The 23,738-nt window shown below is 69.8% G+C and carries 22 protein-coding genes and 2 pseudogenes; 6 read left to right on the top strand and 18 right to left on the bottom strand.

What is annotated here, in order from left to right:
- Positions 1–121: 121 nt before the first annotated feature.
- Both NS354_RS01130 and NS354_RS01125 read left to right on the top strand, forming a co-directional pair.
- The gene (locus tag NS354_RS01130; protein ID WP_058592787.1) at positions 122–805 is read left to right on the top strand and encodes a CbiQ family ECF transporter T component; all 684 of its coding nucleotides are present in this window, start codon (positions 122–124) and stop codon (positions 803–805) included.
- A gap of 17 nt (positions 806–822) precedes the next feature.
- On the top strand, positions 823–1,284 hold the full coding sequence (locus NS354_RS01125) for an SseB family protein (RefSeq protein WP_058592786.1): 462 nt from the start codon (positions 823–825) through the stop codon (positions 1,282–1,284).
- A gap of 21 nt (positions 1,285–1,305) precedes the next feature.
- Here NS354_RS01125 and NS354_RS01120 read toward each other — a convergent pair whose 3' ends face one another.
- The 7 genes from NS354_RS01120 to pxpA all read right to left on the bottom strand — a co-directional run bounded on the left by NS354_RS01120 (position 1,306) and on the right by pxpA (position 6,581).
- The gene (locus tag NS354_RS01120; RefSeq protein WP_058592785.1) at positions 1,306–1,878 is read right to left on the bottom strand and encodes an HdeD family acid-resistance protein; all 573 of its coding nucleotides are present in this window, start codon (positions 1,876–1,878) and stop codon (positions 1,306–1,308) included.
- A 195-nt stretch (positions 1,879–2,073) separates the two neighbouring features.
- Positions 2,074–2,268 carry a tautomerase family protein gene (locus NS354_RS01115; RefSeq protein WP_058592784.1) on the bottom strand — a complete coding sequence of 65 codons (195 nt, stop codon included), beginning with the start codon at positions 2,266–2,268 and terminating at the stop codon, positions 2,074–2,076.
- 10 nt (positions 2,269–2,278) lie between these two features.
- The gene (locus NS354_RS01110) at positions 2,279–3,244 is read right to left on the bottom strand and encodes a biotin-dependent carboxyltransferase family protein (protein WP_058592783.1); all 966 of its coding nucleotides are present in this window, start codon (positions 3,242–3,244) and stop codon (positions 2,279–2,281) included.
- A complete protein-coding gene (locus NS354_RS01105; RefSeq protein ID WP_058592782.1) occupies positions 3,234–4,127 on the bottom strand; it encodes a 5-oxoprolinase subunit B family protein in 894 nt (297 codons plus the stop codon). Before NS354_RS01105 ends, NS354_RS01110 begins: the two co-directional genes overlap by 11 nt.
- Positions 4,124–5,479 (bottom strand): acetyl-CoA carboxylase biotin carboxylase subunit, encoded by a 1,356-nt coding sequence (locus NS354_RS01100; RefSeq protein ID WP_058592781.1) that lies wholly within the window; start codon positions 5,477–5,479, stop codon positions 4,124–4,126. Before NS354_RS01100 ends, NS354_RS01105 begins: the two co-directional genes overlap by 4 nt.
- Before the next feature lie 50 nt (positions 5,480–5,529).
- Entirely contained in the window at positions 5,530–5,766 is a 237-nt protein-coding gene (locus NS354_RS01095) for an acetyl-CoA carboxylase (protein WP_058592780.1), read from the bottom strand.
- Positions 5,767–5,876: 110 nt separating this feature from the next.
- On the bottom strand, positions 5,877–6,581 hold the full coding sequence (gene pxpA / locus NS354_RS01090; RefSeq protein ID WP_241490288.1) for a 5-oxoprolinase subunit PxpA: 705 nt from the start codon (positions 6,579–6,581) through the stop codon (positions 5,877–5,879).
- A gap of 122 nt (positions 6,582–6,703) precedes the next feature.
- Here pxpA and NS354_RS01085 point away from each other — a divergent pair, with 122 nt between their 5' ends.
- Positions 6,704–8,170 carry a helix-turn-helix domain-containing protein gene (locus NS354_RS01085; RefSeq protein ID WP_058592778.1) on the top strand — a complete coding sequence of 489 codons (1,467 nt, stop codon included), beginning with the start codon at positions 6,704–6,706 and terminating at the stop codon, positions 8,168–8,170.
- Between the two features lie 109 nt (positions 8,171–8,279).
- Here NS354_RS01085 and NS354_RS01080 read toward each other — a convergent pair whose 3' ends face one another.
- The 3 genes from NS354_RS01080 to NS354_RS01070 all read right to left on the bottom strand — a co-directional run bounded on the left by NS354_RS01080 (position 8,280) and on the right by NS354_RS01070 (position 13,913).
- On the bottom strand, positions 8,280–9,674 hold the full coding sequence (locus tag NS354_RS01080) for a purine-cytosine permease family protein (protein ID WP_058592792.1): 1,395 nt from the start codon (positions 9,672–9,674) through the stop codon (positions 8,280–8,282).
- 196 nt (positions 9,675–9,870) lie between these two features.
- Positions 9,871–11,874 carry a hydantoinase B/oxoprolinase family protein gene (locus tag NS354_RS01075; protein WP_058592777.1) on the bottom strand — a complete coding sequence of 668 codons (2,004 nt, stop codon included), beginning with the start codon at positions 11,872–11,874 and terminating at the stop codon, positions 9,871–9,873.
- Entirely contained in the window at positions 11,871–13,913 is a 2,043-nt protein-coding gene (locus tag NS354_RS01070; RefSeq protein ID WP_058592776.1) for a hydantoinase/oxoprolinase family protein, read from the bottom strand. Before NS354_RS01070 ends, NS354_RS01075 begins: the two co-directional genes overlap by 4 nt.
- Positions 13,914–14,085: 172 nt before the next feature.
- Between NS354_RS01070 and NS354_RS01065 the strand changes: the two genes are divergently transcribed.
- From NS354_RS01065 to NS354_RS01055, 3 genes are read left to right on the top strand one after another with little or no spacing between them, the layout of a single operon-like run.
- Positions 14,086–15,297: a PucR family transcriptional regulator gene (locus NS354_RS01065; RefSeq protein ID WP_058592775.1), complete on the top strand. Its 1,212-nt coding sequence runs from the start codon at positions 14,086–14,088 to the stop codon at positions 15,295–15,297.
- 57 nt (positions 15,298–15,354) lie between these two features.
- A complete protein-coding gene (locus tag NS354_RS01060; protein ID WP_058592774.1) occupies positions 15,355–15,660 on the top strand; it encodes a cupin domain-containing protein in 306 nt (101 codons plus the stop codon).
- Entirely contained in the window at positions 15,657–16,127 is a 471-nt protein-coding gene (locus NS354_RS01055) for a GNAT family N-acetyltransferase (protein ID WP_082677837.1), read from the top strand. The genes NS354_RS01060 and NS354_RS01055 overlap by 4 nt, the downstream gene beginning before the upstream one ends.
- Positions 16,128–16,173: 46 nt before the next feature.
- Here NS354_RS01055 and NS354_RS01050 read toward each other — a convergent pair whose 3' ends face one another.
- The 8 genes and pseudogenes from NS354_RS01050 to NS354_RS13505 all read right to left on the bottom strand — a co-directional run.
- The gene (locus NS354_RS01050; RefSeq protein ID WP_058592773.1) at positions 16,174–16,584 is read right to left on the bottom strand and encodes an acyl-CoA thioesterase; all 411 of its coding nucleotides are present in this window, start codon (positions 16,582–16,584) and stop codon (positions 16,174–16,176) included.
- Between the two features lie 9 nt (positions 16,585–16,593).
- Entirely contained in the window at positions 16,594–18,246 is a 1,653-nt protein-coding gene (locus NS354_RS01045; protein ID WP_241490287.1) for a chlorohydrolase family protein, read from the bottom strand.
- A complete protein-coding gene (locus NS354_RS01040) occupies positions 18,243–19,079 on the bottom strand; it encodes an ATP-binding cassette domain-containing protein (RefSeq protein WP_058592772.1) in 837 nt (278 codons plus the stop codon). Before NS354_RS01040 ends, NS354_RS01045 begins: the two co-directional genes overlap by 4 nt.
- Positions 19,076–19,933: an ABC transporter ATP-binding protein gene (locus NS354_RS01035; protein WP_241490286.1), complete on the bottom strand. Its 858-nt coding sequence runs from the start codon at positions 19,931–19,933 to the stop codon at positions 19,076–19,078. Before NS354_RS01035 ends, NS354_RS01040 begins: the two co-directional genes overlap by 4 nt.
- The gene (locus NS354_RS01030; protein ID WP_082677836.1) at positions 19,930–20,814 is read right to left on the bottom strand and encodes an ABC transporter permease; all 885 of its coding nucleotides are present in this window, start codon (positions 20,812–20,814) and stop codon (positions 19,930–19,932) included. Before NS354_RS01030 ends, NS354_RS01035 begins: the two co-directional genes overlap by 4 nt.
- Positions 20,811–21,690, bottom strand: a pseudogene (locus NS354_RS01025) (ABC transporter permease). The gene NS354_RS01030 and the pseudogene NS354_RS01025 overlap by 4 nt, the downstream one beginning before the upstream one ends.
- Before the next feature lie 72 nt (positions 21,691–21,762).
- Positions 21,763–23,409, bottom strand: coding sequence for an ABC transporter substrate-binding protein (locus tag NS354_RS01020; RefSeq protein ID WP_058592771.1), 1,647 nt, complete (start codon positions 23,407–23,409; stop codon positions 21,763–21,765).
- Between the two features lie 120 nt (positions 23,410–23,529).
- Positions 23,530–23,738 (bottom strand): annotated as a pseudogene (locus tag NS354_RS13505) (cytosine deaminase); the annotation flags it as partial.

Below are 23,738 nucleotides of genomic sequence, written 5' to 3'. Positions count from 1 at the left end.
TCACCCACGACCTCGAACTCGCCGCGCAGGCCGACCGCGCGCTCGTCGTCGACGACGGCCGCATCGTCTTCGACGGCGACGCCCCGGCAGCCGTCGCCCACTACCGGAGCACGGCGGCACCGTGACCTCGGCATCGCCGCTCGGCGAGTACATCGCCCGCCGGGGGCCGCTGCACCGGGTGCGCCCCGGCCTCAAGCTGCTCGGCCTGTTCGCGTTCGCGATCGCGACCACCGCCACCGGCGGCCCCGCGGCCACGACCGTCGGCCTGCTGGTCGCCGCAGCCGCCGCCGCCATCGCCGGCCTCCGCGGCCGCGACTTCGGGCGCGTCGCCCGCCGCTTCGCCCTCATCGCCGTTCCCCTGCTCGTCTTCACGGCCGCGAGCGCTGCGTTCGGCCGCGACGGCGGGTGGGGGCCGGGCGGGCTCGAACTGCCCTCCGCCGCAGCCTGGGCAGCCGGCGCCGCCCGCGGCTACTCCGTCATCGGAGACCTCTTCGCACTCGTGCTCGCCGCGAGCGCCGTGACGGCGAGCACCGCCGTCGAAGACATGCTCGACACCATCACCCGGAGCCTCGCCCCCTTCCGCCGATTCGGCGCGAAGCCCGAGCGCTTCGCGCTCGCCTGCTCGCTCGTGATCCGCTCCATCCCGAGCATTCTCGGCATCGCGCAGGAGACCGCCGCCGCGGCTCGGGCGCGCGGACTCGAACGGAGCCCCCGCGCCCGTGTCGTGCCCCTCGTGCTGCGCACCGTCGCGCACGCTCAGCTCACCGGCGAAGCCCTCGCCGCCCGCGGCATCGGCGAGGAGTGAACCCGTAGGCTGGAACCATGACCGAGCAGCCGCCGATCCCCGAAGACGTGCACGCCAACTACGCGAACACCCCGGTGCGCGAAGCGCTGACCGCGCTGCAGCAGACCCCCGACTACGCGCACCTCGCGGCGTTTCTGAACGCCCTCCGCGACGGCTACCTCGTCGTCGACGTGACCGGCGCCCCGTCGAAGAAGCGGGGGCACCGCGTGCGCATGATCCGCTCGACCACCGGCCAGCCCGTGCTGCCGATCTTCACCTCGATGGCCGAACTGCGCGCCATCGCCCCCGCCGGGCGCAGCGAGCAGGTGAAGGGCGCGGTGATGCCGGCCCGCGACGCGCTCGCGCTCATCGGCTCCGACCGCTTCGTCGCCGCCGAGTTCGACAAGGCCTCGGCCTCGCTCGTCGTGCTGCGCAAGTACGTGGCCCTCGCCGCGGGCGACGAGGAGATCACCGCATCGCTGCTGGAGGGGATGCGGTAGCCGGCCCGCCCCCGCTCGGGTTCAGTCGGCCGGCTGCATTCGGAAGGCGCGCACGGCCTGCACGACGCCGAGCACCAGCATCGAGACGCCGAGCAGCAGCCAGAGCGTCACGGCGGCGAGCAGCGGGGTGAGAATGAGCACGGCGCCCGCGAACACGCTGACCACGCCGTGGACGATGCTCCACGCCCGGCTGGGAGACTGCTTGAGCGTGGCGAACGCGAGCGCCCCCTCGAACACCCACAGCGCACCGACGGTGACCGACAGGAAGATCGCGAGGATCGCCGCCGCCGCGCCGAGGTTCACCAGCATCACGACTCCGCCGATGATGTAGAGCAGACCGAGCACGATGCGCCCCGTGCGGGCCCACCCGCCGATCGTGCGCGTGAACACGGCCGTGCCGAGGTACACGACGCCGACGACCAGCGCGTACGCGGCGGCGAGCGCGGCCACGATCTGCATGGTCACCGCTCCCGAGGTCGCCGGGAAGAACACGATGAGCAGACCGAGCACGATCGCGATGAGCCCGCCGATGCCGAGCGCGGTGCGGAGTCCGTCGCCGGGAAGATGCTGCTGTGGAGTGGTTCTCATGGACATGATCGCCTCCGAAGCCCGAGGTACGGGGCGCCGGTGCGCGCCCCATGCCTCACATCATGGCCGATGCGCGCGGAAAGCACGAGCCCCTCCGGGGTCCGCCCCACCAGCGGGGTCGGCCGCCACACCCGTGCGAGCGGGGTCGCTGTGCGCGGGTGTCGCCTCGCGACGGCCCCGGGAAGCGACCCCGCTCCGACGTCATCGGGTCTCGCCGTTGAAGGTCCACTGCCCCCTCGGCACTCCTTCGACGGTCACCCAGGTATCGGGTCGGTTGCCGTCCGCGCCGGTGCAGTGCTCGGCGACGACTGCGTCGATCGCGACGGCGAGTCGCTTCGCCAGATCCGGGTCCTGCTGCAGGCGGTGCTCGAACAGTTTCACGTTCACCAGTGGCATCGCCGCCTCCTCAGTTCCAGACGCGCGCGAACCGCGCGTTCCGTTCGGAACGAGCCGCGAGGGCCTCGTCCATCGTGACGGCGACGAAGCGCACCTTCGCCCCCGGAGCCATGCGCGCGAAGAGATCCATGTCGGCGCTGATCACCGTTGCCGCTTGCGCGTACCCCCCGCCGGAGACCGCATCGCAGTGCAGCACGATCGGCTGCGTTCCGCCGGGAATCTGGATCGAGCCGACCGCGTAACCCGCATCCGTGATGTTCGACGGGTCCTGCCCGGCGCCGAACGGCTGCTCTTCGCGCTTCCACTCCGCTCCCGGGCCGTCGAAGCGGAGGCCCATGCGGTCGGCGACCGGGGTCAGGGTCCACTCCGCCTCCGTGAGATTCGCGAGCCCCTCGTCGGTGAGCTTGTGGTCGTACAGCCCGAGCATGATGCGCACGGTCACCTCGCGGTCGTACGACGGCAGCAGATCCTCCGGAACCGATTCGAGCACGGGCAGTTCGTGCGGCGTCGGTTCACCGACGGGCAGCACATCGCCCGCCTGCAGGGCGCGCCCCTCGAACCCTCCCAGCTTGCCGATGGGGTAGGTGGATCTCGAGCCGAGCACACGGGGAACGTCGATGCCGCCGGCGATCGAGACGAAGAACTTCGAGCCGCCGCGGAGCATGCCGAAGGAGAGTTCGTCTCCTGCTTCGAGAACGAGGCGCGCGTGCTGCAGGGCGGGCTCCCCGTTGACGAGCACGTCGACCGGTGCGCCGGTGACCGCGATCACCGCGCGAGCCGTCGTCTTCAGCTGGGGTCCCAGGTACGTGCATTCGAGCACGGCAGCGTCGGCGGTGTTGCCGACGAGGCGGTTGCCGAGCGCCGCCGCGTACTGATCCATCGCCCCGCCCTGCGGGATTCCGAAGCGGTAGTAGCCGAAGCGACCGCGATCCTGCACGGTGGTGGCGAGTCCGGGGGAGAGTACCTCAAGCGACATCGAGAGCCTCCAGGAGAGTGCGGTTGTACGCGTCGGGGTCGGCGAGCGCTTCGGCCAGGGTGAAGCGCACGGGCGCCTGCTTGTAACGGAAGGTTCCGGCCTCGACCCGGGCCCGAATCTCGGTGTACTCGGCTTCGTCGATCGGACGGTACTTCACGATGTCGCCGGTGCGGAACAGCACCATGAAGTCGGCGAAGTCGGGGAGCTTCTGCTCCGGATCGAAGATCGGGCCGGGAGTGATGCCGAGCATCTGATACCCGCCTGCTCCGCGGACGGAGTAGTGCGCGGTGAAGCAGCCGCCGTACCCCAGCGTGAGCGGCGGCGTATCGGTGCGCGGGCTCAGGTACTTCGGCACCTGCAGCTGCCGCTCCCGCGGCGTCAGCTGGAAGAGGAACGGGAGGCCGGCGACGAAGCCGACCATGGAGACCAGCCAGGGCGTCTCGTGGTGGCGCCGGATGAACTCGGCCGCGTTCGCGAGTCCGTTCACCTCGGCGCTGTAGTCGAGGTCGGACCCCTCCGGCCGCTGGTGGTAGCCCTCCCGGAACCGGGTCTCGGTCTCGCTCGTGAACGGATCGTCGTACCAGACCGGCACCTCGATGATGCGGGTGTTCAGCTCCTGCACCGTCGCCTGCTTGACCTCCGCCTCGAGAGCTCGGACAGCGCGCTCGAGGTCGGCGTGGGGCAGTTCGTCCGGGTTGAAGCGGATGAGCAGTGATGCGTTCGCCGGGCAGATGTCGACGATCCCGTCGAGCTCCTGCTCCTCGAGGCCCGCCGCCATGGCGTTCGCGACGAAGTTCGCCTCGAGCGACATGTCGGGGGCGATTTCGACGAGCAGGAACTCGTCGCCGCCCCAGCTGTATCGCGCGTGCTCGGTGAGCGTCATGCGGATTCTCCTAACAGGCCGGGAACCGATTCGATGGTCGTCGTGTGATGGGTCGCCGAGCGGAAGTCGTCGAGGGCGACCAGCCGGCGCATGAGGGGCACCGTCGTGCTGATTCCCGCGATCTCCGTTTCATCGAGCACCCGAGCGGCTCGCGCCAGAGCGTGGTCGCGGTCGACGTCCCACACGATCAGCTTGCCGAGCAGGGAGTCGTAGAACGGCACGACGGTCTGGCCCGCTCGGAAGCCGAAGTCGGCGCGCACCCCCGGCCCGCCCGAGAGATCGAGCGACTCGATGCGGCCCGGACTCGGCATGAAGTTGTTGTTCGGATCTTCGGCGTTGATGCGGAACTCGAAGGCATGTCCGTCGAGACGGATATCCGATTGCCCGTACCCGAGCCTCTCGCCCGCCGCGATGCGCAATTGCTCGCGCACCAGATCGATGCCGGTGATGGCCTCGCTGATCGGATGCTCCACCTGCAGGCGCGTGTTCATCTCGATGAAGGCGATCTCCTGGCGCTCGGGGTCGTACAAGAACTCCACGGTTCCTGCGCCGACATAGGCCGTCTGCCGTGCGAGCTCCACGGAGGTCTCGCGCATCAGTTCTCGCAGATCATCCGGAAGCCCGGGCGCGGGCGCCTCCTCGATGACCTTCTGCTGCCGACGCTGCATCGAGCAGTCGCGATCACCGAGATGCACCCAGCTCTCGCCGTCCCCGAAGATCTGCACCTCGACGTGGCGCGCATGCGTCACGAAGCGCTCGAAGTACACGTCGCTCGAGTTGAACGCTGCGAGCGCCTCGGCCTGGGCGACCTCGACCGTGCTCCGGAGATCGGTGCGGGAGTCGATGCGGCGGATCCCCCGCCCCCCTCCTCCCGCGGAAGCCTTCACCACCAACGGGTAGCCGATGCCCTCCGCGAGGGCTTCGAGGTCCCCTGAGACGTCGAGCACTCCGTCCGTGCCGGCGAGCACGGGCACCCCGGCTTCGATGGCAGCCTGCCGGGCGCGCGCCTTGTCTCCCATCAAGTCGATCGAATCCGGGTTGGGGCCGACCCAGATGAGGCCGGCCTCCTGCACTCTGCGCGCGAATCCCGCGTTCTCGGAGAGGAACCCGTATCCCGGGTGCACTGCGTCAGCACCGGTCTCGGCGGCGGCGGCGATCACCGCGTCCTGGTTGAGGTAGCTGAGCCCGGCGGGCGCGGGCCCGACGACCGCGCACTCGTCGGCGTACCGTGCCGCGTCGGATTCCCGGTCGGCTTCGCTCGCCACCGCAACAGTCGCGATGCCCATTTCCTTCGCCGCGCGGATGATCCGCACCGCAATCTCGCCGCGGTTCGCGATCAGCAGTTTCTTCACAGTGTGTCCTTCACTCGATTCGGAGGTCTTCGGGGGGCGAGCGTCAGCTCTCAGTCGATCGTCGCGATGACGTCGCCCGGGCCGACCATGCCGAGATCCTCGACCGCGAAGGAGGTCAGCACTCCGGCGGTGTCGCTCCGCACTTCGGTGAACTGCTTCATGATCTCGATGACGCCCACGGTCTGGCCAGCTTCGACCGAGTCGCCCTCTTCGACGAACGGATCCTTGTCGGGGGCGGGTCGCCGATAGAAGATGCCGGGAATGGGGGCGATGATCTGTGAACTCATGGAATCTGCTTTCTTCAGGGAATCGAGGAGGGGTCGCGACGCGGCCGCGGACGACGGGGCCGCGGGCGCGCATCGTCGCCGATGCGCCGCGTCCGAGTTGCGGCGCGCGGCTACCCGTCGACCACGGCGCGCACGGCCGTCGCCACTTCGACGGCGTTCGGGGTGTCGGAGTGCACGCAGATGCTGCCGAACGAGATCGGAAGCTCGGTGCCGTCGACCGCCAGGACGGTTCCGGTGTCGAGCGCTCGACGCGCCCGTTCGGATGCCGCGACGATGTTCGTCTCGTGCGGCTGCCGCAGGATGATGAGCCCTCCGTCGGCGTTGTAGTCGAGGTCGACATACAGTTCGCCGACGAATTCGACGCCTTCCCGTTCGGCGACGCGCTGATGCGCCGAGCCCGCGATGCCGAACACGGGAACGCCGAAGTCGCGGGCCACCTTGACCGCGCCGAGCATGAGCGCCTCGTCGCGCGCGAGCATCCCGTAGAGCGACCCGTGAGGCTTGATGTGGTTGAGGGGCAGGTCGTACTTCCGCAAGAATCCGGCGAGGGCGCCGACCTGGTACCGGATGAGGCTCTCCACCTCATCGGGAGTGAGCTTCATCTCCCGCCGTCCGAATCCGACGAGATCGGGAAGCCCGGGGTGGGCGCCGACGCGAACGCCGTGCTGCTGCGCGAGCGCCGCCGTCGCATCCATGGTCCCCGGATCGCCGGAGTGGAAGCCGCACGCGACGTTCGCGACGTCGATGAGCGACATGAGTGCGGAGTCGTTGCCGAAGGTGTGGAGACCGAAAGCCTCGCCCATGTCCGAGTTCACCGAAACCGAGTCACTTCGCTGTGATGTCATAGCCCCCAAGCTACGCGGAGCCTCGCGCGAACGTTATTATGCAGTTGCAAGAAATTTCAGATGTGATTTGTGCAAGCGCGAGAGGATGCCCGATGCGCGTCGCCGACCTGTTGACCGAGCACTCCCTGCACCTGCGGCTGGAGACGCCGACCGGGCCCGACCGCCTGAGCCGGGAGATCGTGCGCTGCGCGCCCACCGAGCACCTGGACCCGACCCCGTTCCTCGACGCCAACGTGCTGCTCCTCACCTCGGGGATCGGCATGAACTTCTCGGAGGAGAGCATCTGGGACGGCTACGTGGAGCGGCTCACCCGAGTACCGGTCGCCGCGCTGGCCTTCGCGGTGGGCGCCGCGCACAGCTCGCTGCCGAAGGGCCTCATCACGGCCTGCACGGCCCACGACCTGCCGCTGCTCGAGGTCCCGACCACCGTCCCGCTCCTCAAGATCGATCAGCACGTCGAGGGAATGCTCCAGGCGGAGCGCATCGCCCTGCTCGACCGCGGCTGGCTGCTGGCCGACGAGTGCGCGCGGCTCGCCAGCCAGGGCGCGGAGATCTCCACGCTGCTCGCAGCCATGTACGCCGCGCTCGAGCTCCCCATCGCCGTGTACGACGCGTTCGATTCGCTCATCGCGCAGTATCCGGAGACCGTGACGTGGCGCACGGGTGCCGCGCGGGCGTCGCAGCCGGACACCGTCACGGTGCCGCTGCCGATGGGCCTCAGCAACTCCTGTCAGCTCGCGGTGCGCCTCTACGGCTCCTCCGCGGAGGTCGAGGCGCTCCTCGCCCCGGTCACCTCGATCCTCGCCCTGCAGCTGAATCGGTCGGTCGTGGTCGATGCGAGCAGTCACCAGGACATGCTGCGCTTCGTCAACCGCTGCGTGGCCTGGTCGGAGTCGACGCGGAGCGACGTGGCGAACGCGTTCCACGAGCTCGGCCTGAGCCGGCGCGCCGAAACGACGCTGCTCGTCGCCGATATGAGCGGCGAGCACGCCGCAGCAGCGTGGAAGCTCCGCGTCGCGCTGCACGACACGTTCCACGACGTTCGCGTCGCCGAACTCGATGAACAGCTCATCGCCCTGGCCCAATTCCCTCGAGAGACCTTCAGCGACGTGTCGGCGCGGTTGCTGGGCATCGAACCGGTGCTGCCCCTCGTGCTGCGCGGGCCGGCTCGCACGATCGACGAGCTGAGAATCGCTCTCGTGCACGCGCTCAACCTGATCAGGCACGTGTCGGCTCCCGTGCTCGCGCCCGTGCTCGGCCTGAGCGCCGTCGTGGCCGCCGCAGCCGGCCGGGGGGCGCGAGAGGCGGCGGAGCGATTCCTCGCCCCTCTCCTCGATCACGACGAGCACCGAGCGACCGAGTTGCTGCCGACGCTGCGGATCTGGTTGCGCAACGACGCGCAGCCGTCGCGCACCTGCGAGGAGCTGTACATCCACCGGAACTCGTTGAGCTATCGACTCCGCCGCATCGAGGAGCTGCTCGGCATCTCGCTCGACACGCTCGACGGCCGCGCAACGTGCCTCATGGCGCTGCGGCTGGTGGAGATCGAACCGTACTAGCCGCTGCCTCCGGGATCGCGCAGAGTGCGCGCGCCGCCCTGCGCATCTCTGTCGCAGCGCGGCGCGCGCTCCCCGTGACGGACTCCCGGGATTCAGGATCCCGCGATGCTCAGGCGCCGACCACCTTGATCAGGCCGGTGCGACTCACCGGGTTCGTCTTCCACAGAATCCCGTAGACGAGCGCCGCGGAGACCGCCGTGAGGATCGGCCCCCAGGTCGCGCCGATGCCGGCGAGATCCGGGTTGAACGCACCGAGCTGCAGCATGACGATGCCCACGAGCGTCGCCACCACCCATGCGACCAGTCCATTGTTGTTGAAGGCCTTGTAGTGCTGGTCGCCGATGGCCGAGTGCTCCTCGTTCTGCCAGCGACCGAGCAGGATGTGGGTCAGCGCGATCGCGACCCAGGCCGTGACGAGCACGCCCTGCCAGGCGAGTGCGATGAGCAGATACTCCACGACGGGCAGCAGCATGAAGAGGAAGATGATGACGGACGACAGCAGCACCCAGACGATGTTCGGCATGTTGATCTTGAACACCTTCTCCCCGAACGCCCGCAGGTTCGCCGCGCCGAGGAAGTAGTTCGCGGTGTTGATGCGGGTCTGCGTCGCGATGACCACGATGAGTCCCAGCACCCCCATCAGGCTGACGAGGCCGCCGGCGAGACCGGTCTCCGAGGCCTCGATCCCGGGGATCGTGAAGGTCAGGAAGATGCCGACGAACGCCGAGAAGCCGTAGGCGAGCACGTAGAACAGCGGGCCGAAGGTGACGCGCTGGTGGTAGGCGATGTCCTTGCGCTTGCCCAGCGAGGCGAAGTCCATGGTGAACATCATCATGATCCAGACGCCCATGTACCCCGCGAAGGTCGCCAGCCAGCCGGGGCCGCCCATGGACAGCGGTACCGGAGCCTCGGGCGCGTGAGTGATCCACGCGTCGGAGAATCCGTACTGCACTCCCGCCCAGATCACGGCGGCCACGAGCCCGAAGAAGTAGATCGGCATCAGAATGCCGTTGATCTTGTCGAGGAAGCGGCGCACACCGCCGATGATGAGCGGTGTGGAGTAGATGACGACGACGAGGCTCCACACCCACATCTCTCCGCCGAACGCCGTCATGAACGCGTAGGCCACGATGGATCCCTCGAACACCGCGTAGTAGATGGCGATGAGCGCGAAGATGATCATTGCGATGGCCGATCCCGCGTTCCCGAGGATCGTCCGTGAGAACTGGGCGACCGTCGTGCGGTTGTTGATCGCGTAGCGCGACAGCACGCTGTTGATCAGCCCGTAGGCGATGATCGTCAGCACGATGCCGATGATCGCGTTCACCGTGCCGTACGCCGAAGCCATCGCAGCGCCGATGTAGACGAAGAAGAAGGCGCTCGCCGTGCCGTACCACGCCATCGTCAACCGGCCACGGCTCATCTGATCCTGGTCATCGCCCGTTCGGGCGAGTGCATCGGTCGCCTCGACGTCGTCGTTGCTCCCGGTGAGATTGATTGTCACGGTCCGTACCTCCATTGGTAGTGGGTGCGAGTGGGCTTCGCCATCTCATTGTGATAAGTCGAGACCCGATCAAGTACTGTGCAGGGGCCGGAAGGGCCGGGATATTCTCGGGCATTTGCACAAACCGCGGTGAGCGGAATGCCCCGTCGAATACCGGCCCTCCCGCCCTGCGGGGTCGGAGGCGCCCGGCTGCGCGCTAGGCAGCCCAGTGCGAGGCGGAGCGCCGCGCCATCTGCTCCCGGTGCTGTCGAGTGGTCTCGACGAAGAGCTCGCCGGTGCCCCAGTCGAGAATCACGCCGTGCCGCCGGATCACGTCGAGCAGCTCGATCTCACCGGCGCGGTACTGCGCGGCGATGCGCTCGGGATCCTCCTCGAGCCACCCGCGACGATGCGCGCGGATGTGCGCGCGCTGCTCGGCGGTGCGCTCCCGATCGATCTCGTACCGGTCGAGATCGGGGTCGATCGGAATGATGACGACGCCGTAATCGGCCGCTGCCCGCTCGATCGACACGTACTCGTCGATCACGTCCTCCAGCACCTCATCCGGTGTGCGGTCGAGGGGATCCCCGAATCCGCCGCCGCCCGCGGAGGGCCGGTAGAAGGTGTCGCCCGGCTGCACCGGAACCGAGGAGAAGATGGAGCCGAGGAACCGTTCGTTCTCGGTGTCGCGGTTGAGCCAGACGCCGTGCGGGATCGACGGCAGGCCGCCCTCGATGCCCCACGTGATGGAGCGGGCGCGATCGCAGCAGTAGCTCATCACCGACGCGTCCGCGTCGGTGAGCGTGCCGCCCTTCTCGACGCCGCACCCCCCGCGGAACCTCCCGGGCCCACCGGAGTCAGTGCCGATGCGGTGCATGGTCGTGAGCACCGGGGTGAGTCGCTCCTGCCCCTCGCACGCCTGCACCGCGAGCCCCACCCCGAAGACGGGGGCGGTGGCGGTCGAGCCGTCCTTCGAGGAGCGGCCTCCCCAGCCGCCGGCCATCCAGTCGTACCACATGAAGTACGGGTTCTCCTCGCGCCGCGAGTCCCGGCCGCCCACGAGCAGGTACTCGAGGTTGAAGGCGCAGGCCATCGCCCGCTCCGGCATGATCTGCGACCAGATCTCGAAGATGCCGTTCATCAGCTTCTCGTACGGCCCCGAGCAGAACCCGGTCACCGCGTGGGGCCACCCGGCGTTCACGACCGTGCCCTCCGGCCCGATCTCCGCGGTGACCGCCGCGTAGAACCCCGAGTTCAACGGCACGTCGGGGAAGAAGGTCTTCGTACCCGCGTAGATCGCGGAGAACGTCGTCCCGTAGCCGGAGTTCAGGAACGTGTCGACGACCTCGGCACTGCCCTCGAGATCGTAGTGAATGCCCGCGCCGTCGAGCGTCATCACGATCCTCACCGGGACCAGCCCTTCGGGTTTGCCGGGATCGAGGTCGAGGTAGTCGACGGTCTCCCAGCGGCCCTGGGGCAGGTCGGCCAGCCTGCGGCGCACGGTCCGCTCGACGTAGTCCTGCGTCTCCTGCATGGCGAGCTCGACCGTCTCGGTGCCGTATCGGTCGACCAGACGAAGCACCTCCCGCTCGCAGACCGCGGTCGCCTCCGACTGCGCATGCAGGTCGCCGAGCGCCTGCTCCGGTGCGCGCGTATTCGCGACGAGCAGCTGAGCGACGTCGTGCAGGAAGATCCCCTTCGACCACACCCGCACCGGGGGGATCCGCAGCCCCTCGCCGAAGTGCTCCGACGCCGATACGTCGAAGGAGCCGGGCACCTTCCCGCCGATGTCGGCCCAGTGACCCTTGTTCTGCGCGAACGCGATGATGCGCCCTTGGGAGAACACCGGGCGCACGAAGGAGACATCGTTGAAGTGCGTGCCGCCGCGATAGGGGTCGTTGATCGCGAACACGTCGCCGGGGTGGATGTCGCCGTCGAACTGCTCGATCACCGCCTTGGCCTGGAAGTGGAGCGTACCGACGTGCACCGCGATGTCACCGGAGCCCTGCATCACCGTGTTGCCGCGCGCATCGCACAGCGCGGAGGAGAAGTCCCGCGAATAGATGACGAACGAGTAGCACGTGCGGAGGATCTGCTCGCTCATCAAGTCGACGCTGGTGGCGAAGGCGTTCTTCAGCACTTCGAAGGTCACCGGGTCGAGGGCGGTGCTCCGGACGGGGGCGGCTCCCACCGCCGGGGCCTCGGTCAGGGTGTCGCTCATGAGTTGATCTCCTCGAGGTGGATGCGGATGTTGAGCCACTCGTCGATCTCCGCGTTCGCATGCGGAGGCACGACGGTGGTCGAGTCGAGCTGATTGATGATGGCGGGCCCGCTGAACGCGGTGCCTGCGGCGAGCGCGTCGCGATCGTAGACCGGCGTATCGAGCCACCCGTCCGACCCGAAGTACACGTCGCGGCGATCCTCCGGCTCCCCAGGGGCCTGTTCGACCACCTCCGCCGGCCTGAACGACGGCTTCGGAATCTTGCCGACGGCCGTCAGGTGGAGCTGATACACCTCGACCGGCGCGTCGTCCTGCCGGAACGCGAACTCCCGCTCGTACTGCTCGTGGAACGTGCGCACCGCCTGCTCGACGGCGCCCGGCCCCGAACCCATCGGCACCTGGAGCGACCGCCACTGCCCCTGGTAGCGCATCGAGATCTTGCGCTGCAGCAGCCCGTCCGCCTCGGCGACGCCCTCGTGGCGCAGGCGCGCCGACGCCTCGTTCTCGAGTGCGACGAACTCCTGCTCGATGCCCTCCTCGTCCGCGCCAGAGGCGAGACCGGTGTACATGTGCGCGAAGTCGTGCTGGATGTCGACGAGGAGGCACCCCATGGCCGAGGTGACCCCCGGGCTGGGCGGCACGACGACGGTCGGGATCCCGAGCTCTCGGGCGACATCGGCGCCGTGCAGCGCGCCGGCGCCGCCGAAGGCGAGCAGAGCGAAGTCGCGGGGATCGTAGCCGCGTCGGATCGAGACCAGACGCACCGCGTCGGCCATATTGGCGTTCGCGACGGCGATGATCGCATGGGCCGCTTCGGCGAGGCCCATGCCGAGCGGCTCCGCGATCGTGCGGGTGATCGCGGCCTCGGCGAGCGATTTCTCGAGGTGCTTCGCACCGCCGGCGAGCGATGTGCCGAGTCTGCCGAGCACCACGTTGGCGTCGGTGTTCGTCGGCTCGTCGCCGCCCGTGTCGTAGCACGCGGGGCCGGGCGCCGCTCCCGCCGACTGCGGGCCGTTGCGCAGCGAGCCGGCGATGTCGATGTGCGCGAGCGATCCGCCGCCCGCTCCGATCGTGAGCACCTCGATCGACGGGAAGATGATCGGATGGCCGTACTCGACCTGCCACTCCTGCGACACGCGCAGTTCGCCGTCCGCCACGAGCGCGATATCGGTGGACGTTCCGCCCATGTCGAGGCTCACGGCGTTGTCGTAGCCGCACTGCTGCGCGATGTGCTTCGCGGAGATCGCGCCGGCGGCGATGCCCGAGGCGGCGAGCCGCACGGGGAACTTCTCGACGAGTCGAGGGGTCATGGAACCGCCGCCCGAGTGCAGGAGCAGCAGATCGCCCCGGTAGCCGCCCTCGGTGAGGCGCGCGGCCAGCCGGTTCACGTACCCCGAGACGAGGGGGGCCAGCACGGCGTTCGCGACGGCGGTGTTGAACCTCGGGTACTCGAAGATCTCGGGCAGCACCTCCGCAGAGGTCGAGACGGTCGCGTCGGGAATGGTCTCCTCGATGATCTCCCGCATGCGGGTCTCGTGCGCTGCGTTCGCGTAGGAGTTGAGGAAGCACACGGCGATGGTCTTCACGCCCCGGCGATGCAGCAGTTCGGCGAGCGCGCGCGCTTCGCCCTCGTCCAGGGCGGTGATGGTGTGGCCGTTGTAGTCGATGCGCTCGGTGACCTCGAAGCGATCCCTGCGCCGGATGTAGGGTGCGGAGACGTCGTTGTACGCATCCCAGAGGTCGTCCTTGGTGCCGTCGCGGATTTCGAGCACGTCGCGGAACCCCCGGGTGGTGACAAGTGCGGCCGCCGGGAAGTTCCGGGTGATGAGCGCATTGGTCGCCACCGTGGTGCCGTGGGAGAACTGGACGACCTGCGACAGGTCGATCTCGCCGCGCGTCACGCCGTGCATCACCGCCTCCATCGGGTCGCTCGGCGTCGAGGGGACCTTCGTGATGCGCATCTGCTGCGTATCGTCATCGAAGATGCACACATCGGTGAACGTCCCTCCGACATCGACTGCGACACGGATATGGTTCATGGGCTCCTCCTGGAGTTCATCGTCGAGTTCCGGATGCCTCCACCTTGCTGCGCCGCGTCGTCGCGGTCACTGGAGAATACGAAGCTTTCGGAGCGTCCCCTTGTAAAATCACCAAAAATCCCGCGAATTCGACCGCTGAAATCTCCCGTTCACACAATGCCCGGAGCATCGCATGACAACGCCGTCCACTCCGATCGCCGAGATCGACCGCCTGCGCACCACGCTCGACATCACGAACGCCCTGCTCTCCGCAGTCGCCTCCACCGATCCGGTGCACGCCCTGACGTCTCGCATCGCGACGCTCTGCAGGGGCACCGCCGTCATCTACGACTTCGAGGGCACGATCGTCGCGAGTACCGGGGAGGCCCCCACCCAGCTCATCTGGAACGAAGTGGCCTCCACCCATCGCCGCGAGCTCCAGTTGTCGATCGGACGCTGGGCGGTGCGCACGCGGCGAGTCGCACTCAGGGACGGCGTGCACGTCATCGCGATCGCCAGCCGCGGCGCCGACACGCTCGACCAGCTCGGCGAGCTCCTCCTCGACACCTCCGAGCGACTGCTCGGCGCCGTGCACGGCATCCAGTACGGCGCCACGCAGCGCGACCGGCGCGACAACGAGCAGCTCATCTCATCGCTCTACGACGGAGTCCTCCCCGCTCGTGAGCACCGCTTCTGGGGCCGACTCGCACAGTTCCGCTTCCCCGCGTACGCCGCCATCCGCACCATCGAGGCCGCACCGATCGACGGCGCGACGGCGACCGAGGGGCACGTCACCCAGTTCCACGCTCGGGCGAGGTCCGAGGAACTGCCGCTCCTCGCGATGCTGCGACGGGTGGGAGTGGACGCTCCGGCGACACTCTCCGCCATCGTGCCGGACACGCCCGCGAGCGAACGATGGCTCGCAGAGATCTCTCGCCAGTATCTCGTCGGCGCCTCCGCACCGTTCTCGGCGCTGTCCCGCATCTCCGAATGCGTGCGCGAAGCGGAGACCGGTCTCGGCATCGCCCGCCAATGGGCCGCCGCCGCGGCCGCCCCGGAAGAGCTGGGCCCCGTGCTCATCGACCGCATCGACCTCGCCACCTGGCTGCTCTCGCACGTCGATGCGCGTCAGCTGGAAGAGCGGATCCGGAGCACGCTGGCCCCCATCGCGGCGCCCCAGTTGCGGGAGACCCTCGTGACGTACCTGGCCGCCGAGCAGAACGTCACCCGCACCGCTGCAGCGCTGTTCGTGCACCCGAACACCATCAGGTATCGCCTGTCGCGCATCGAGCAGGCGCTCGGTCAGCCCCTCACGTCGGCATTCGTGCTCTCGAACGTGATCCTCGCGCTGTACCCCGAACTCATCGGCCTCCGATCCGGGCTCGTCGACGCCGAGCGGGCGTAGGCTGAGGGCACCGCGCGGCGTTCGAGGACGGCGCCGCACCACGATCGAGGAGGATGCATGAGCAGCGACGCACACGGCACGGGTTCGACGGGCGAGGTGCAGCTCGAGAACGAGTTCTTCCGGGTAACGCGGTGGACCATCGAGGCCGGGGGTGCGATCCCGATGCACCGGCACGACTTCGAGTACGTCGTCGTTCCGCTCGTCACCGACACGATGCACGTGATCGCCGCCGACGGGAGCGAGATCGTCGCCGAGCTCGCGTTCGGTCAGAGCTACACGCGCCCCGCCGGCTCCGAGCACCGGGTCGAGAACCGCGGCGACGGCGCCCCGATCGTGTTCGTCGAGACGGAGCGCCTCGCATGAGTGAGACGGACGGCGGCGGCAGCGTCGTCGTGCGCGATGTCACCGCGGGGGATCGCGACGCGTGGGCGGACCTCTACCGCGGCTACCGCGACTTCTACGGGAAGCCCCACGACGAGCGCGTGTACACGACGGTGTGGGGCTGGCTCGCCGACCCCGATCACCAGACCCGGGGCCTCATCGCCGAGATCGACGGCACCCCGGTCGGCGTCGCCCACTACCGCGCCTACGCCCGCCCCATCATGGGCGACAGCGGCATCTACCTCGACGACCTCTTCACCGCGGCGGACGCGCGCGGCACGGGCGCGGGCACGGCGATCCTGCACCGCCTCGCGGAGATCGCGCGCGACGAGGGCGCTTCGCTGGTGCGCTGGATCACCGACGAGCAGAACACCACGGCCCGGAGCCTCTACGACCGCGTCGCGCAGCAGACGCCGTGGGTCACCTACGACCTGCGCCCCGCCGAGTAGACCTGCGCCCCGCCGAGCAGCCGGCCGTCCCGCCGAGCAGCCCGGCTCACCGCTGCGTCGGCTCGCGCAGGCGCTCCGTTCCCGCGGTCGGCTGCGTGCGGCCGTGCACGATCGGCGCGCCCGCCGAGTCGACCGCCACGAACACGATGCGCTCGAGCGTCAGGATCTCGGCGCCGGTCACGGCGTTCTCGACGCGGCAGGCCAGCGTGATGGAGGTGCGGCCGTAGGCGACGATCGTGTACTCGAGCTCGAGCAGGTCGCCGCGGTCGGCGCGCGCCGAGAAGTCGATCGCCGACATGTGCCGCGTCACCACGTCGATGGTGCCGAGCTGCGCCACGGCCACGATGGCCGCCTCCTCGTCGACCCACTGGAGGAGGCGGCCGCCGAACAGCGCCCCGTGCTGGTTCAGGTCTTCGGGCTTCACCCATTTGCGAACGATCTGCCGGTACTCGTGCATGCGGTCAGCCTAACGGCGGCCCGGCGGGAGCGGCGGCGTCGAAGCCGGCGGGAGCGGGCCCGGCAGCGACGGCGACGACGACGGCGGGAACACCGCGGGGAAGAGCTCCGCCTCGCTCGAACCCAGCAGCGCGGCACGGGCGTCGCGCTCGGGGTACGCGGCCCGCAGCCGCTCGAAGATGCGCTGGCCCTCGCGCCGCAGCTCCGCGAGGTCGACCCCGGGGATCGCCCCATCGCGCATGATCACGCGGCCGGCGACCATGCTGAAGCGGGCATCGCGGCCCGTGCCGGCGAGCACGAGGGTGCGGATCGGGTCGTCGACGGCCCCCAGCCGCACGTCGTCGAGCGCGAACGCGACGAGGTCGGCCGCGGCTCCGGGCGCGATGCGGCCGAGGTCGGGGCGGTGCAGTGCGCGGGCCCCGCCGAGCGTCGCGGCCTCGACGTACTCGGCGAGCAGGCCCCGCCCGAGGTCGCCGTGCTGGGCCTTCGCGAGCTGCACCCCGGTATCGATCGCGCGCACGAGGTCGGGCGGGAAGGAGTCGGTGCCGAGTGCGATGTTCACGCCGGCGTCGAGGTACTGGGAGAGGCGCTCGAGCCAGAACGCGTACCGTGCGTTGGTGAGCGGGCAGTGCGCGATGGAGACGCCAGCGGCGGCGAGCCGGGCGAGGTCGCCGCGATCCTCGCCGTGCACCTCGGGATGCACGTCGAGGTAGACGCCGTGCGCGAGCGTGAGCCGGTCGGTGAGGAGGCCCGCGCGGTCGAGCACGTCGAGCGGTGCGCCGCGGCCGTCGCGGGCGAGCACCCCGATCTCGGAGTCGAGCCCCTGGGTGGCGTGCGCGCGCACGAGCACGCCCCGTTCGGCCGAGATGCGGCCGGTCTCGGCGAGGATCGCGTCGCTCACCGTCTCGATGCGGCATGGCACGAGCACGCCGGTGACGAGCGGATCGCCGAGCGCGTCGACGGTGTCGAGGAAGCGCACGGCGTCGGCGAAGGCGGCCTCGCCCCGCGCCTCGTCCCAGTGGATGCCCGCCGAGCCGTCGGCGTGCGCGACGTGCACCCCCGACCGGTACGAGGGCCCGAGGAAGGTGCGGATGCCGAGGGCGCTGGCGGTGCGGGCGGTGTCGAGCAGGTCGTCGTGCGTCTCGGCCCACGCCCCGTGGATCTCGGTCGAGATCGGCATCGCCGTGGTGATGCCGTGGAGGATCAGCTGCACGAGACCGTATCGGCGCAGCAGGCTGCGGTCCTCGGGCGAGAGCACCTCGCGAGGCGAACGGGCGTACTCGGCCGACCACTCGAGGCGCGCCTCGTGCTCGGGGCTCCACCAGGAGTCGAGCAGCAGGTGGTCGATGTCCACGAGCCCCTCGAGGTCGATGAGCCCGGGCATGAGCAGGCTCTCGCCGAGATCGATCACCTCGGCGGCCCCGGCGGCGAGCGCGTCGCCGGCCGTCCCCTGCGCGACGGCGGCGATGCGGCCCCCCACCACGAGCACCGCCGCGTCGCGCATCTCGACGAACCCCGGCCCGCCGGGGCGCTGCGCGTCGCAGACGACCGCGTGGGAGGCGCGCACGGCCACGGACACGGACGCGGCGGAATCGCGCGCAGCGGCGCTCAGCGGCGCGGGCGCGGCCGCAGACGCGGGTGCAGCCGGCTCGGCGGCGCTCACGACGCCAGCTTCTCGCGCCGCTTCGGCGTCCACCCCGGGCCCGGCACGGCGGCGCGCAGCGACCGGGTGTAGGGGTGCGTCGGCCGCGCGAGCAGCTCCGCGGTCGCGCCCTGGTCGACGATGACGCCGTTCTCCATCACCACCATGCGGTCGGAGATCTGGTTGACGACGGCGAGGTCGTGCGAGATGAACAGGTAGCTGACCTGCCGTTCGGCCTTGATGTCGGCCAGCAGGTTGAGGATCTGCGCCTGGATCGACACGTCGAGCGCGGCGACGGCCTCGTCGAGCACGATGGCCTTCGGGTCCGCGGCGAGCGCCCGGGCGATGGCGACGCGCTGGCGCTGCCCGCCCGAGAGCTCCTTCGGGTACCGGTCGAAGAAGCGCTGCGGCAGCCCGACGGAGTCGAGGATCCCCTGCGCCCGCTGCGTCACGGTGCCCGTGGCCGGCCGCGCCCCGGCCGCCTTCGCGTGCAGTCGCAGGTTCGACATGATGACCTCGCCGATGCGCTGGCGGCCGTTGAGCGACGAGTAGGGATCCTGGAAGACGTACTGCACCTCGCGGGCGCGCTCGCGGCGGGCGGCGAGGCTGCGGGGAGCGGCGGTGCGATCCGCGCCGAGCACCGTCACCGCGCCCGAGGTGACGGTCTCGAGCCCCACGATCATGCGCGCGACCGTGGTCTTGCCCGATCCCGACTCCCCCACGATCGCCAGGCACTCGTCGGCCCGCAGCTCGAACGACACCCCGTCGACGGCGACGACGTCCTCGCCGCCCGATCCGCGCGGCGCGGGGAACACCTTGCGCAGGTCGTTCACGGTGATGATGGGTGCGCTCATGCGTCGGCCCTCGCCTTCAGTGCTTCGTGGATCTCGGGGGTGTACTCGAGCACGGGCAGGCGGTCGAGCCGCTGCTCGATGCTGGGCCGCGCCCCGAGCAGTTCGATCGTGTACGGGTGCTGGGGCGATGCGTAGACCTCGGCCCCCTGCTCGACGATCTCGCCGGCGTACATGACGGCGAGCCGGTCGCAGCAGGCGTTCGCGAGTTCGAGGTCGTGGGTGATGAAGAGCAGGGAGAGCCCGCGCGCCCTGCGCTGCTCGTCGAGGATCGCCATCACATCGGATTGCGCGGTGACGTCGAGCGCGGTGGTCGGCTCGTCGGCGAGGATCAGCTGCGGCTCCGCGAGCAGCACGCTCGCGATCATGACGCGCTGCAGCAGGCCGCCCGAGAGCTCGTGCGGGTACTGCGCGAGCCGTCGCTCGGCGTGCCGCACGCCGACCTCGTCGAGCAGCTGCACGGCGCGGCGCCTCGCCTCGTCGAGCGGCACCCCCCGATCGCGCACGAGCGCCTCGGTGAGGAAGTCGCCGACGGTGTGCACGGGGTTCACGTGCGCCCGCGGATCCTGGAAGATCATGCCGACGTCGCGCGCACGGTACTGCCGCAGGCGCTCGCGCTTCATGTCGAGCACGGAGTCGCCGTCGAATCGCACCTCGCCGGTGGTGCGGAATCCGCGCGCCAGCATGCGGGTGATCGCGCGGGTGGTGAGCGATTTGCCCGAACCGGATTCGCCGACGAGGCCGAGCGCCTCGCCGCGGTCGAGCGTGAAGCTCACCCCGTTCAGCAGGTCGAGGCGCCGGTACTTCGTGACGAGGCTGGCGCGGAGATCGCGCACCTCGAGCAGCGGGGCGTTCATCGGGTGCTCCTTGCGTTCGAGGCGAGCCGGTCGCCGATGACGGTGATGCTCCACACGATGAGCACGATGGCGAGGCCGGCGGCGATCGCCTCGAGCGCCTGGCCGCGCAACAGGGAGTCGAAGCCGCTCTTCACCATGAGGCCGAGGTCGGCCGTGGGCGGCTGCACGCCGAGCCCGAGGAAGGAGACCGCGGCGAGGTCGATCACCGCGAACCCGAGCGACGAGACGGCCTGCGCCACGACGATGGGCTGCACGTTCGGGAGGATCTGCCGCAGGCTGATGCCGAAGCCCGACTGCCCCTGCAGCCAGGCCGCCTGCACGTACGGCATGCCGCGCTCGCGGAGCGCCGCGCCGCGCACCACGCGGGCGACGTAGGGGATGTAGCCGATGGAGAGGCCCACGACCACGGTCGGCAGATTCGGCCCGAAGATGGCGACCGCGATGAGCGCGAAGACGATCCCGGGCACGGCGAACAGCACGTCGAGCACCCAGGAGATCACGGTGTCGACGCGGCCCCGGTTCCAGGCCGCGATCAGCGCGAGCGCGGTGCCGACGACGGTCGCGATGAGGATCACGAGCGTCGGCCCCAGCAGCGTGATGCGCGCGCCGTGCATGAGGCGCGACAGCAGATCGCGCCCGAGCGCGTCGGCACCGAGCAGGTGCTGGGCGCTCGGCCCCGAGAGGGCGGCGAACAGGTCGGGGAAGTCGGGGTCGTAGGGCGCGATCCACGGGGCGAACAGCGCCGCCACGACGAACACGGCGAGCACCGCGACGGCGATCAGGCCGGTCGGGCCGAGTCTGCGACCCGTGAGCACGAGCCGGCCGGGGTCGTCGGTGCGCGCCCGCCGGAGGGCGATCTGGGTGGTGCTCGGCGCGGTCATTGCTTGCTCCCCAGTTGAATGCGCGGATCGATGATCGTGTACAGGAAGTCGACGATGGCGTTGATGACCACGAAGGCGACCACGAGTACGAGGATGACGGCCTGCACCACGGCGAAGTCGCGCTGCAGGATCGCGCGCACGAGCAGGGAGCCGAGGCCGTCGAGCGCGAAGACGTTCTCGACGACCACGGCGCCCGCGATCAGGGTCGCCACCGTCAGCCCGAGCACGGTGGTGATCGGGATCAGCGCGTTGCGGAGGATGTGCCGTCGGATGATGATGCGCGGGCGCAGGCCGCGTGCGACGGCGGTCTGCACGTGCTCCCGACCCTCCTCCTCGAGCACGGAGGCGCGTGATGCGCGCCTGGTAGGCGGCGCTCGCGACGGCGAGGGCGACCGCGGGCAGTGCGAGGTGGTACAGCGTGTCGACCCCGCCGCTGCCGCTGCCGTTCGTCGGGAACCAGCCGAGACCGACGGCGAACACGCTGATGAGGGCGACGCCGATGACGAAGGCGGGGGTGGCGAGGCCGAAGGTGGCGAGCGTCGTGATGACCTGGTCGGCCCACCCGCCCTTCAGCGACGCGATGAGCCCGAGGCCGACGCCCACGACCGCGATGATGAGTGTCGCGAGCGCGATGAGCGCCACCGTGGTGCCGATGCGGCCGCCGATGAGGTCGGCGACCGGCTGGCGGTAGACCACCGAATCGCCCAGGTCGCCGCTGACGACGTCGCGGATCCAGGAGAAGTACCGCACGGCGAACGGATCGTCGAGGTGGTACTGCGCGGTCACCCGTGCGATCTGCTCGGCCGTGCCGCCCCGGGGCCCGAGCACGAAGCTGATCGGGCTCCCGGGGGCGAGGTACAGCATGCCGAAGACCACGAAGGAGGTGATGAGCAGGACGAGCAGGAGCCCGCCCGTTCGTTTCAGCAGGAATGCGGAGGTGGACACGGGTTACTCCACGCCTCCGATGGTGGCGGCCCAGGGGTACCCCAGGTATGCGGAGGAGGCGGTGGCGCCCGAGATCGCGTTGTTCTGCACGAGGATCACGGGCAGGTCGCCCATGGGCAGCCACGGCAGGTCGCGCGTGATCTTCTCCTGCGCGGCGATCGTGTGCTTCGCGCGCTCCACCGGGTCGAGCGTGCTGCGGGCGTCGGCGAGCTCCTGCGCGGCGCCGTCGTACTTGATGAAGTTGTTGGTGCTGTCGGGCGTGAAGGTCGTGTAGACGTCCAGCGGATCCGTCACGTTGCCGTAGTACGTCGTGAAGAAGCCGTCGAGCCCCTCGCGCGCCTTCTCGTCGAAGTAGAGGTTGCCGAACTGCTCCACCGGGATCACCTTGGTCTCGATCGTGAGGCCGATCGCCTCGCCCGCGGCCTGGATGAGGTTGGCGGTCTGCTCGTGCACCGCGGAGGAGCCCTGCACGCCGAGCACGATCGGCGCTGAGACGTCGCCGGCCTCGGCGAGCAGCTGCTTCGCGCGCTCGATGTCGGGCTCGATGGAGTAGCTGTCGTAGGCCTCGCGGAACAGGTCGCCCGCCTCGTCGTCGGCGTAGTAGGCGGGCCCGGTCAGCACGGGCGACGGGATCGCCGCGCCCTGGAAGACGACGTCGGCGATGGCCTCGGTGTCGATCGCGGCGAGCAGCGCCTCCCGCACCTTCGGGTTCGAGAACGTGCCGGTCTCCTGAATGGCGCGCAGCGACCAGAAGATGTACGACTCGCCGAAGGTGATGGTCGCATCTCCGCCCTCGAGCTGGGTGAGGCCCGCCGGGGGCAGGTAGAAGAACTGGCCGTCGACGTCTCCCGTGCGCAGCGCGTTCACGGCGGTGGATTCGTCGGCGATGAAGCTGAAGGAGAGCTGCTCCACCTTCGGCACGAGTTCGGCGTCCCAGTACTCGGCGTTCTTCGCGAGGGTGATCGCCTTGCCCGGCTCCCAGCTCTCGAGCGAGAACGGCCCGGTGCACATGAGGCCGCCCTGCGGGGTGCCGAACTGCTCGCCAGCGGCCTCCGCCGCCGCCTTCGAGACGATCGCGCCGGCGGCGCTCGACATGCCCTGCTCGAAGAGCGCATCCGGCTGCGTCATGGTGACGGTGACCTCGCGCTCCCCGGTCTTCTCGACCGAGGCGACGTTGGCGAAGTAGTCGCCCCAGTACGTCGCCGAATCGGGCCCCACCTGCCGGCCGAGCGAGTAGACCACATCGTCGGCGGTGAGCGGCGTGCCGTCCCAGAAGGCGACGTCGTCGCGCAGGGTGTAGACGTACGTCGTGTCGTCGGGCGCGTCGACGGACTCGGCGAGCGCGTTCTCGATGGAGAGGTCGGGGGTGATGCGGGTGAGGCCCTCGCAGAGGTTCGCGTCGACGGTGTTCTCCGCGTAGTTGAAGGAGAGCATGGGGTCGAGCGAGAGCGGCTCGTAGGGCAGGTTCCACGTCACCTGGTCGACCGGGGCGCCGCCCGGCTCGGTGGTGGTGGCGAGCTCGGCGGGGTCGATGTCGAAGGCGGCGCCGGTTCCGTCGCCGCCGGAGGCGGAACCGCCGCCGGAGCAAGCGGTGAGCGCGAGCGCAGCGACGCCGAGTGCGCCGATGAGCGTGAGAGGTCGTTTGGACACGGGGACTCCTTTGTTCCTGCGAATGGATCGATGAGTGGTGCGTTGGGCGGGCGGTTCTGGGCGGGCGGTTCTGGGCGGGCGGATCGCGGCGCGCTGCGCGCGGCCGGATCGCGGCCGGGGTCAGGCGAGGGCGACCCCGTCGCGCACGACGCGGAGCGGCCGGGGCCGGTCGGTCACGAGCTGGGCCACGTTCTCGGCCGCGAACTCGAGGCGGGTGCCGCTCTCGGGGGTCCAGTCGGCGATCTCGGGGAGGCCGAGCATCGCGCCGCCCGCGGTCGCGGGCTTGGTGTTAGCGCGTTCTAGCTCCGCGCGTGTGTCAGGGCCGCGTC

This window comes from Leucobacter chromiiresistens, assembly GCF_001477055.1.
GTDB lineage: Bacteria > Actinomycetota > Actinomycetes > Actinomycetales > Microbacteriaceae > Leucobacter > Leucobacter chromiiresistens_A.
This window is presented reverse-complemented; position numbering and strand designations above follow the sequence as displayed.